Below are 10,888 nucleotides of genomic sequence, written 5' to 3'. Positions count from 1 at the left end.
TGGGGCTTTTTATTCAACCCAACTGGCCCCTTTTTAAACCGGTGCCTGGCCCGTTTTTATCCCGGTGTTGACAGCAGCAGAGAGTGGTCCAATCCAATGGCCACTGCTATGAAGTTACACTTTGGTACGATGTCAGTGATGTTTACGTTGCGTTTCATTGTTATGATCCCGACTTTCGCGGGTGATGTGATGACGGGTGGCGGGTAGGACATTCCTGCTGAACGTCGTTGCAACCCGCCCATTTACTGGCAGTGCAACCCGTCGCGCGAGTTCCCGCTTGCTGCATCAGCAATGTCATGCGGGTAGAGAGGTCAAGATCGCTCAGGCGCTCCCCCTTCGCGCATGATTGCAGTCGCTCTGTGAGGCGTAAAAGTCCGTCCAAGGCCGCGTCGGACTTGCCGCGCCGTTTGCTTGCATGGTCGGGAGGTTCAGAGCGGAATGTCCTGCGGGGGGAGTAACAGACGCACGTTCCGGTCATCCATCCGGCGCGTTGGCCACATATTCGCTGATTATGGCCTTAAACCAGTCAAATAGAGTGCGCGGCGGGATCGGCAGATTTCACTCCGGACACTGTCAACTGTGTCAACCTCTCCCCCGCCAACAGCCCTCCAAATCTCGTCATTCCCGCGGAGGCGGGAATCCAGATCGGGGGGCACCACTGGATTCCCGCGTTCGGGGGAATGACGAGGGAACGCAGGGAGCGGCCCCTCACTCCGCCGGTTCGACGACCTCGCCAGTCTTCGCCGCCACCGCGCCGGTTGCCTTGCCGAAGCGCAGGATGCCGTCGTCGAGCGGGTTTTCCTTCATGTACTTGCGGTCCCAGACATAGTCCTGATTGAGCTGCCAAGGCATCGTCTTGGCGTTCTTCGGCTGGATCGCAAGCCCGCGCTGGATGTAGCCGGAGGAGAGATCGAGCGGGGTATCGGCCTCCAGCGCGCTCTCGTCGGTCAGCACCGGGGTCGCGCTGTCGGCGCCCGCCTTCTTCATGTGGTTGAGCAGACGGCAGACGAAGTCCGCGTCGATATCCGCGCGCAGTGTCCACGAGGCGTTGAGGTAGCCAAAGACCTGCGCGAGGTTTGGCAGGTTCGAATACATGCAGCCCTTGTAGTACCAGCGCTCGTTCATCCGCACCGGCTGGCCGTCCATGCCCAGCGCGATCTTGCCGGCCATGGCGAGGGCGAGGCCTGTGGCGGTAACGATCACGTCGCAATCAAGCCGCTTGCCCGACTTGAGCTGGATGCCTTCTGCGTCGATGCGCTCGATATGGTCGGTGACGATATCGGCCTTGCCCGCCTTCATCGCGTGGAACAGATCGCCATCGGGCACGAGGCACAGGCGCTGCTCCCATGGGTTGTAGGGCGGGGTGAAAGTGGCGGGGTCGTACTTGGGGCCGAGCGCTTCCTGAAGTTTCTTGGTCAGGAAGTCCTTGACCTTCTGCGGCTGGGTGCGGGCGCGCTTGAACACGATGTTCTGCATCGTGACGTTCTTGAAGCGCGTGATCTTGTAGGCGAGCTTTTCCGGCAGGAACTTGCGCAGCGTGTTGGCGATCGCATCGCGCGCGGGGCGGATCGCATACCAGGTCGGCGTGCGCTGCAGCATCGTCACGTGCGCCGCCTGTTTTGCCATCGCGGGCACGATGGTGACCGCGGTCGCGCCCGAGCCGATCACGACGACGCGCTTGCCGCTATAGTCGAAGTCCTCCGGCCAGAACTGCGGGTGGATGATCGTGCCGGCAAAGTCCTCCCGGCCCGGGATGGCGGGATCATAGGGCGTGTCGTAGTCGTAATAGCCCGATCCGAGGTAGAGGAAGTTCGCGGTGGTCCGGCTGCGCTGGCCATCGGCGGCTTCACTGGTGATCACCCACCAGGCATTGGCGCTTTCCCAGTTGGCGGAGACGACCTTGGTTTCGAAACGGATGTGCTGGCGGATGCCGCGCTCGTTGACGATGCGATTGAGGTACTCGAGGATCGCGGGTCCGTCGGCGATCGATTTCTCGTGCTTCCACGGCTCGAAGATGAAGCCCAGCGTGTGCATGTCGCTGTCGGAGCGAACGCCGGGATAGCGGAACAGGTCCCAGGTGCCGCCAAGCTGCGGGCGGCGTTCGAACAGGGCGTAGCTGCGGTCCGGGCAGAGCATCTGCATGTGCGCGGCCATGCCGATGCCGGAGAGCCCCGCGCCGATGATCGCGACGTCGATGTCCGGCCGAGCGGTGCGCCGCGTAGTCTCGAAACCCATGCCATCCTCCGCTGTTATTGACACGCATGATAGCAGTCGGCGGAATGATTGCCAGTCTGTTTCAACGCGCGATTGAATGCCGCGATTGCACTCCTGCACAGAGCGCGACAGAAGGAAACCCATGCCGATCATCGCCGCGCGTCGCTATAACGAGGGGAAGCCGGACCCCGCCGATCTTGTCCTGACAGGGGTGCCGCTGACGGCGGCGGCCGTACCGCGCGGATGTTTCGACTGGATAGGGCTGTGTGATCCGACGCCAGAGGAGGTGGAGCGCGTTGGCCGCCAGTTCGAGCTCCATCCGCTGGCGATCGAGGATGCGCTCAACCCGCGCCAATTGCCCAAGGTCGATATCTATGGCCAGCAACTGTTCGTCGTCGCGCGCACCGCGATGATGGATCCGGGCGGGGACACGATCACTTACGGGCAGACCGCGATCTTTCTCGGCGCGCAGTTCATCGTGACCGTACGGGTTGGCTCCGCGCGGGCGCACGCCGATCTGCGCCGCGCGCTTGAGGCCGATACCGAGCATCTCGCCGAAGGCGCCGACTACGTCCTCCATGCCGTGCTCGATTTCATCGTCGATGGCTATCTGCCGATCGCTGATCAGTTCGAGGAAGTGGCGCACACGATCGAGGAAGCGGCGATAGACCGGTTTCCCGATCCATCGACAATCCGCCGCATATTCCGACTGCGGCGCGAACTGCGGCGGTTCGAGCGGATCATCGGGCCGATGGAAGAACTGACCCAGCGCCTTGCCGAAGCGGACCTACCAGTGATCGATCCTTCGGCTCGAATCTGGTTTCGCGACGTGCTCGACCACGTGCGCCGCGCCATGGCCCGCATGGAGAGCCTGAAGGAAACTCTGGCGGCGACAATGGAGACGGCGGGACTGCTGGAGCAGCACCGGCAGGGGGTGATCACGCGCCAGCTTGCCGCTTGGGCTGCGATCCTTGCCGTGCCGACGGCGATTGCGGGCATTTACGGCATGAACTTCGATTACCTGCCCGAACTCCACTGGCGCTGGGGCTATGCCATGGTGTGGGCGCTGATCATCGTGATTTGCGGTGGCCTGCTGTGGCGCTTCAGGCGGATTGGCTGGCTTTAGAAGCTGACCTCAGGCCGGCAGCCGCCAGTCGATCACGCCGGCGCCTTGCTCTTCGAGGAACGCGTTTGCCCGGCTGAAATGCCGGCAGCCGAGAAAGCCGCGATGCGCTGAAAGCGGGCTTGGGTGCGGGGCTTCGAGAATGAGATGGGGCCCCGTGCTCGCCTCGCGGATCAGCCCGGCCTTGGCGCGCGCATGACTGCCCCAGAGGAGATAGACGCACGGCGAAGGGCGCTGGGCGACGGCGCGAATCGCGGCATCGGTGAACAGTTCCCAGCCTTTGCCCTGATGCGAACCGGCCTGTCCCGCTTCGACGGTGAGGACCGTGTTGAGAAGCAGCACGCCGCCCTTCGCCCAGTTTTCGAGATAGCCATGCTTGGGCCGCGCGAGGCCGAGATCGGCCTCCTGTTCCTTGAAGATGTTGAGCAGGCTGGGCGGCACCGGCACGCCGCGCGGCACCGAGAACGCAAGGCCGTGGGCCTGACCGGGGCCGTGATAGGGATCCTGCCCGAGTATGACGACGCGAACCGCGGGAAGCGGCGTGTGCGCAAGTGCGGCAAGACGGGTGCCCGCGGGGGGATAGATCTGCTTTCCAGCCGCTTCCTCGGCGCGCAGAAAACCGCCCAGCGCACGCAGAGGGCGGCTGGTCAGCACGGTTTCGAGCGCGGCGCGCCAGGTTTCGGGGATTGGGACGCTTGTCATGACGTCGCAGCGTTACCGTTCCAACTGCGCGCAGGGAATACCGTTTGCATGGCCCGGGCGCGGATTGCTAACGCGCGGCTCGCAGTTTCGAGGATACGGATATGAAGATCGCAATGGTAGGCTCGGGCTATGTCGGGCTCGTCTCGGGTGCCTGCTTAGCCGATTTTGGCCATGATGTTGTCTGCATCGACAAGGACGAGAGCAAGATCGATCGGCTGCTCGCAGGCGTCATGCCGATCTACGAGCCCGGACTAGCGGAACTCGTCGCGACCAACGTGCGCGGTGGGCGCCTCTCGTTCTCAACAGATTTGGCCGGGTCCATGACAGGGGCGCAGGCGATCTTCATCGCGGTGGGCACGCCTTCGCGGCGCGGCGACGGTCACGCCGACTTGTCCTATGTCTATGCCGTGGCGCAGGAGATCGCCGATGGGCTGACCGGCCCGGCCGTGATCGTGACGAAGTCGACCGTTCCGGTGGGTACGGGTGACGAAGTCGAACGGATCATCCGCGAGCGTGCGCCAGGTGCGAAGTTTGCCGTCGTCTCCAACCCCGAATTCCTGCGCGAAGGCGCTGCAATCGGGGACTTCAAGCGGCCGGACCGCATTGTGGTCGGTGCCGAGGAGGAATGGGAGCGCGGCGTGATGAGCGAGGTCTACCGCCCGCTATTCCTCAACAAGGCGCCGCTGCTTTTTACCGGTCGTCGCAGTTCGGAGCTCATCAAGTACGCGGCGAATGCGTTCCTTGCGACCAAGATCACGTTCATCAACGAAATGGCCGATCTCTGCGAGAAAGTCGGCGCCGATGTGCAGGACGTGGCGCGCGGGATCGGGCTCGACAACCGGATTGGCTCGAAGTTCCTCCATGCCGGGCCCGGCTATGGCGGCAGCTGTTTCCCCAAGGATACGCTCGCGCTGCTCAAGACAGCAGAAGATTACGCGAGCCCGGTGCGGATCGTCGAGGCGGTCGTGCGCACCAACGATACCCGCAAGCGCGCGATGGGCCGCAAGGTGATCGAGGCCATGGCGGAGGCCGGTGTGGGCGAACCGCGCGGGCGGCGGATTGCGCTTCTCGGTCTGACGTTCAAGCCCAACACCGATGACATGCGCGATGCGCCCTCGATCGCCATCGTGCAGGCACTGCTCGATGCGGGCGCGCAGATCGTGGCCTATGATCCGGAAGGCATGGAGGCCGCAGCGCCGCTGATGCCCGAGGTGGCGATGGCAAAGAACGCCTACGACGCCGTGACCGGCGCCGATGCCGTGGTGCTCGTGACCGAATGGGACGCTTTCCGCGGCATCGATCTTGACCGGGTGGGCCAGCTTGTGAGCAGCCGCGTGCTGGTCGACTTGCGCAATGTCTACAATCCCGAGGAAGTGCGCGCCGCCGGATGGCACTATAGCAGCGTCGGACGGAAGTAGCTCCGGCCGTCGGCCCGATTCCCGCGCTTGCCGCCACCGCCCCGAAAGCCTAAGCGGGGCGGATGGCTGTATATCTTCATGAAGAAGACCTGCCCGAGGGCGTTCTTGCGCCGGGCCCGGTCGCTGTCGACACCGAAACGATGGGGCTTGTTACCACGCGCGATCGGCTCTGCCTGTTGCAGATCTCCGACGGGCATGGCGACGAACATCTCGTGCGGTTTACGGCGGGAAGCGATTATGCTGCACCCAACTTGCGGGCAGTGCTTGCCGATCCGGCGCGGCTGAAGCTCTATCACTTTGCCCGCTTCGATCTCGCGGCGATCCACCACTACCTCAAGGTGATGGCGGCGCCGGTGTTCTGCACGAAGATCGCGTCCAAGCTGGTGCGGACCTACACGGACCGCCACGGCCTAAAGGAACTGGTGCGCGAGCTGCTCGGCAAGGAAATTTCCAAGCAGCAGCAATCGAGCGACTGGGGCGCTCCGACGCTGAGCGATGCCCAGCAGGACTATGCCGCGTCCGACGTGCGCTTTCTCCACGCGATGCACGCCATCTTCGTCGAGAGGCTGGCCCGTGAAGGGCGCACCGAGATTGCACAGGCCTGCTTCGAGTTCCTGCCGACCCGGGCGCTGCTCGACATCGCCGGCTGGGCCGACCGTGACATCTTCAGCCACGAGTGAGGGCTTGCGGGTGACGTCTGCCGGATATCCAGCGCCGTGACGCAGAAGGCCGACAGCCTGCGCGGTCGCCGCCAGCATTTTGCTGCGCCCGGCGGCTTCCATGACCGCATGGTGAAGTTCGTGGCGGTGGGCTTGCCCGCGGCGATTGGCGCGCTGCTGGCGGTCCTCGTGATTGCCCCATTCTCGCCGCGCGGAGACATCAGCTTCCTGCTTGATCGCAACAAGGTGGCGATGGTCAACGACCGGCTGCGCGTGGTGAGCGCGATGTACCGCGGTCAGGACGATTCCGGCCGGAACTTTTCCGTCACCGCGGGCAGTGCGGTCCAGCATTCCGAGATGCGCGACGAGGTCGAGATGCGCGACATCACCGCGCGGGTCATGCTGAATGACGGGCCTGCCAGCCTGACGACCGGCGCCGGGGTCTATGACTTCGCCAAACAGAAGATCGACGTGCCGACCCCGGTCAATTTCGAGACGTCGGATGGCTATCGCATGGTGACCGGCGGCGCTGATATCGATATCGGCAAGCGCCTTCTGGTCAGCCAGGGCCGCGCGGAGGGACGCATTCCTGCTGGCACTTTCTCGGCCGACAGGATAAGCGCTGACCTTGAAGCGCGGACGATTACGCTTGACGGCCACGCTCGCCTGACGATGGAATCCGGCAAGCTGAAAATGCCATGACCACGCTGATCGAAGCCTTGAAGGCCGGACGGCCCTTGCGCTCCCTCGCGCTGGGATTTGCCGCATCTGCCGCGCTTGTGGCGGGTGCGCAGCATCTCGCGGCTCAGGCCATCGCTGCGCACAACAGCAAGGCTCCGGTCAATTTCGGTGCCGACCGCATCGAACTGATGGACAAGCAGAATCGCGTCGTGCTGTCCGGCAATGTCGAGATTACGCAGGCCGATCTGACCATGCGCGCAGCGCGCACCACGATGGCCTATACGGATGCAGGCACCCTGCAGATCCAGCGGATCGATGCGATGGGCGGCGTGGTGGTGACGCGCGGCAACGAGCGTGCGACCGGTGATGCGGCCGTCTACGACTTCAATGCCAAGATCATCACAATGGCCGGCAATGTTGCGCTGCGGCGCGGGACCGACACGCTCAATGGCGGGCGCTTGGTGATCGACTTGAAGACCGGAATCTCTAACATTGACGGGCGCTCGTCCGTCGCGATGTCACCTTCGATCTCGGGCGGAAAGCCGATTTCCGGCGAGCGGGTGAGTGGGACTTTCAGTGTTCCAAAGAATTGAATCCACACGTTAATTGCTACCCGAATAAATCCCTGATGCTATCGCTCGCCATGCTGTACCCGCCTGCGCACCCACCCGCGCCGAGGCTCGGACGACCTGACGTGACCCTGCACTGCTACCCAACCTTGGACCGTTCGGGTCTAGAGTTTTCCGCCTGGCCCCTGTCTGGAGGGCTGGTGGCTCCGGCTTGGTTTGCCAGCATGACCGGAGGGATATTGCCGATCGCGCTGTGCGGTCACTCGTCGTTGAAGATCCTTTGACTGTCCGACTCGGACGGGCGCCGGGCGGTCCGGCGCCAAGCCGGAGACAAGTCATGACCGATGCACCTCTAATCTGCACAGTTGCAATTGAGCTTAGCCGAGCGCGCTGGGTAATTGGCGCACTGCCGCCGAAGGGAACGAAGGTCTCCGTCGGGGCGGTACGTGGAGGAGATACTGAACGTCTGATGGAGCACTTCAATAAAATTGAAGCGCGGTTGACCCGGGAGTTCGGACAAGCTGTCGAGATCAAGGTCTGCTTCGAGGCCGGATATGACGGATTCTGGCTCGCTCGATTTCTTCTTGACCGCGGCATCGATATCTATGTGCTCGACCCCTCGAGTTTCCTGATTTCGCGCAGTGGGCGACGTACCAAGACCGATCGGATCGATGTTGAGGCGATGACTTTCACCTTGCGCGCTTACCTCGCCGGCGACCCCAGGGTTTGCCGGGTTGTGCCCGTCCCTACGCCAGAGGTCGAAGACGCGAAGCGGATCAGTCGGGAGCGCACACGTTTGGCATCCGAACGGACACGACACGTGAATCGCATTCGAGGACTGCTCGCTCTGCATGGGATAAGGAACATCAAGGGTCTGTGGGGAGGCGAGCGCCGCGCGCAGCTCGATAGTCTTGTGACTGGCGATGGGCGACTTCTGGGTCGCTATTTCAAGGCGGAGATCACCCGTGAGTTTGAGCGGCTCCACTTGGTGCTGGACCAGATTAAGGCCCTCGAGGCGGAGCTCCGTGACACACTTCTCGATCCCGCGTCGCCATTTCCAGATTGGGCGAAGGTAGCAACGCTGACAAAGCTGGCCGGTATTGGCGAACTTAGCGCCACCCTCTTGGTCGCCGAGGTGTTCCAGCGACAGTATTCCAGTCGACGGCATCTCGCCTCATACCTCGGCCTGGCCCCAACTCCATATGCGAGCGGCGAGGTCCAACGGGATCAGGGCATCAGTAAAGCCGGGAACAAGCCGGTAAGGACGCTGCTTGTCGAGATTGCCTAGGCCCGGATGCTCCACCAGCCGACGAGCGAACTCGCCTTATGGTATCGCGCGCGCTTTGCCGAAAATGGCACGAGAGGCCGCAAGGTGGGGGTCGTCGCGATGGCAAGGAAGCTCGCCATCGTCTTGTGGCATTTCGTCGAACATGGGGTGATCCCAGCTGGCGCCGTGTTAAACGCGCGCTGATAATATTGAGCTTCGACGGCATGGCAGCCATCGTGGGCGTGGGTATCGACCGGGCGTAGAGATGGCACCAGCGCGCCGAATTGTAGTGAGGTCGCCCCGCGCAGCATCCCAAGGACGTGAATGAGATTATGGTCGGAGGCACAGCGCCTCAACCGGATCCAAGTGGATGCGCCCAGGACGGCGCATGGACTCCGACGGGAGATGCTCGAGCCACTGTTGTGTTAGCTAGGAGATGGCGATCAAAACACTGCTTGACGTGGACAACCAATATACAAGCTTCTACGCGAGCGGCCCAACTTTTCGCAAGCGTCTTCCAGCTACAAGAACCAGTGCGTGTTCACGCATTCGCTGCGCAGCTTGCTGTTGAACACCTCGATGAAGGCGTTATCCGGCATGATACATGTCGGTGACTCGTTCTCGAGATCAGTGCGACCTGCTAGGTTCCGCTGATCCGGGCCATGGGGCACCGGGAGCACGGAGAGTGCGGGCAGGCCGTCGCACTGACATGAGCTGCGAGCTCGAGGTCGTTATCTGGCCGCCCCTGCGACTAGCCCGGATGCGCTGCGAGCGCGGATCCGTAATTGTCGTGTTGCCCGCCAGCTCCCTCTACCTTGTTGGACCAAGGAGGAGGCTATGCGGATTGTCGGCATGGACATCCACCGGGTAGCGGCCGAGGCCGTGGCGCTGCTCGATGGCAAGTTGGTGAAGCTCGGCCGCATACCCATGTTGCGTGAGCGCCTGGAGGAGTTCGCCAGAACGGAACTCACGCACGACGACAATGTGATTGTCGAGGCGACCGGCAACGCCGCCGCTGTCGTCGAGGTCCTTGCCCCTCACGTCGATCGCGTCGTCATCGCCAACCCGAAGCAGGTGAGGCTCATCGCGCATGCCAAGATCAAGACCGACGCGATCGATGCTGCGGTGCTGGCCAAGCTATACGCAACTGGGTTCCTGCCAGAGGTTTGGGTTCCCGACGAGGCAACGCTCGCCCTCCGGCGACAGGTAGCGCGCCGGACCCAGTTGATCCGCCAAAGAGTGCGGCTGAAGAACCTCATCCAATCGGTCCTGCACGCGCATCTGACCCCGCCGTGCCCGCATGGCAACTTGACCGGGATCAGCGGGCGAAAGTGGATCGCCGCCCAGCGCCTGCCCGACGACGAACGTGCCGCCGTCCAGCGTCACTTAGCACAGATCGACCTCATCGAAGGGTCGCTCAAGGACGTGGAAGCTGACATCGCGAGGGCGACCATGTCCGACCCGGTCATACGGCGGCTGATGACGCTGCCTGGCGTTGACATGGCGGTAGCGTCGGGCGTTGCGGCAGCAATTGGTGATGTACGTCGCTTCGAAGATCCCACGAAGCTGGTCGGTTATCTTGGTCTCAATCCGAGCACCCGCCAGTCTGGCGAAGGACCCGCGTACCATGGAAGGATCACCAAACAGGGCGGAGGCCAAGCGCGCGGCATGCTCGTCGAGGCAGCATGGGCAGCGGCTCGCTCGCCTGGTCCATTGCGGGCCTTCTTCCAGCGTGTGGCAGCGAAGCGGGGCAAGCCGATCGCCGCGGTCGCCACTGCACGCAAGCTCGCCATGATCATCTGGCACATGTTGACCAAAGGGGAGGACTACATCTGGGTTCGGCCGGCCCTGCTCGCCCGCAAGTTCCGTAGCATCGAGCTCAAGGCTGGCCTGCCGCCGGAGCACGCCAAGCGAGGCGCTGCCTACGATTACAACATCCCGGAGAAGCGGGCTGCCGAGCGGGTGCGTGTCGAGCAGGCAGAAAACGCCTACGCCGACTTCACCTCCCGGTGGCGCAGCAAGCCTCGCAACAGATCGCAAGCGACAAAGAAAATGCCGGCACCTGCTTAAAAGGGCTTTTCTACAACATCCGTGTCGGTCGGCTTGCCCGGCCGCGAGAAGTCCAGCGTAACCCCGTTCTCGTATGCCCAGCGATCCAGAGCCTTTGAGATAAGCTCCGGGCCGTAGCACGTTGGGAACCGGTCCCTTGAAGAGCCGGATTGCCTTGATGAAGGCAAGGGCGCGTAGCGCCCGCA

General features: G+C 63.0%; 10 protein-coding genes. 8 read left to right on the top strand and 2 right to left on the bottom strand.

The window, feature by feature from the left end; translation table 11 throughout:
- The coding region (locus tag K5Q19_RS10115; protein WP_292944378.1) for a hypothetical protein at positions 1-207 on the top strand (207 nt) is incomplete at its 5' end.
- 501 nt (positions 208-708) lie between these two features.
- Here the strand turns inward: K5Q19_RS10115 and K5Q19_RS10110 are convergent.
- Positions 709-2,235: an NAD(P)/FAD-dependent oxidoreductase gene (locus tag K5Q19_RS10110; RefSeq protein ID WP_292944375.1), complete on the bottom strand. Its 1,527-nt coding sequence runs from the start codon at positions 2,233-2,235 to the stop codon at positions 709-711.
- A 121-nt stretch (positions 2,236-2,356) separates the two neighbouring features.
- Here K5Q19_RS10110 and K5Q19_RS10105 point away from each other — a divergent pair, with 121 nt between their 5' ends.
- On the top strand, positions 2,357-3,340 hold the full coding sequence (locus K5Q19_RS10105; RefSeq protein ID WP_292944372.1) for a magnesium and cobalt transport protein CorA: 984 nt from the start codon (positions 2,357-2,359) through the stop codon (positions 3,338-3,340).
- 9 nt (positions 3,341-3,349) lie between these two features.
- Here the strand turns inward: K5Q19_RS10105 and ung are convergent, their stop codons facing one another.
- Positions 3,350-4,039 (bottom strand): uracil-DNA glycosylase, encoded by a 690-nt coding sequence (ung, locus tag K5Q19_RS10100; protein WP_292944369.1) that lies wholly within the window; start codon positions 4,037-4,039, stop codon positions 3,350-3,352.
- Between the two features lie 101 nt (positions 4,040-4,140).
- On the opposite strand from ung, the gene K5Q19_RS10095 reads away from it, so the two are divergent.
- From K5Q19_RS10095 to K5Q19_RS10070, 6 genes are all read left to right on the top strand, one after another.
- Entirely contained in the window at positions 4,141-5,457 is a 1,317-nt protein-coding gene (locus K5Q19_RS10095; RefSeq protein ID WP_292944366.1) for a UDP-glucose/GDP-mannose dehydrogenase family protein, read from the top strand.
- A 62-nt stretch (positions 5,458-5,519) separates the two neighbouring features.
- Positions 5,520-6,137, top strand: a complete 618-nt coding sequence (locus K5Q19_RS10090) for a ribonuclease D (protein WP_292944364.1) — start codon at positions 5,520-5,522, stop codon at positions 6,135-6,137.
- A 36-nt stretch (positions 6,138-6,173) separates the two neighbouring features.
- A complete protein-coding gene (locus tag K5Q19_RS10085) occupies positions 6,174-6,818 on the top strand; it encodes an LPS export ABC transporter periplasmic protein LptC (protein ID WP_292944362.1) in 645 nt (214 codons plus the stop codon).
- Positions 6,815-7,390 (top strand): LptA/OstA family protein, encoded by a 576-nt coding sequence (locus tag K5Q19_RS10080; RefSeq protein WP_292944360.1) that lies wholly within the window; start codon positions 6,815-6,817, stop codon positions 7,388-7,390. Before K5Q19_RS10085 ends, K5Q19_RS10080 begins: the two co-directional genes overlap by 4 nt.
- A 313-nt stretch (positions 7,391-7,703) precedes the next feature.
- Positions 7,704-8,654, top strand: a complete 951-nt coding sequence (locus tag K5Q19_RS10075) for an IS110 family transposase (RefSeq protein WP_292944358.1) — start codon at positions 7,704-7,706, stop codon at positions 8,652-8,654.
- An 816-nt stretch (positions 8,655-9,470) separates the two neighbouring features.
- Positions 9,471-10,703, top strand: a complete 1,233-nt coding sequence (locus tag K5Q19_RS10070; protein ID WP_365759143.1) for an IS110 family transposase — start codon at positions 9,471-9,473, stop codon at positions 10,701-10,703.
- Positions 10,704-10,888 lie beyond the last annotated feature (185 nt).

The sequence above is a fragment of the Novosphingobium sp. genome (assembly GCF_019748365.1).
Lineage (GTDB): Bacteria > Pseudomonadota > Alphaproteobacteria > Sphingomonadales > Sphingomonadaceae > Novosphingobium.
The sequence above is the reverse complement of the archived record's forward strand: the minus strand, read 5'-3'. Positions and strand labels throughout refer to the sequence as shown.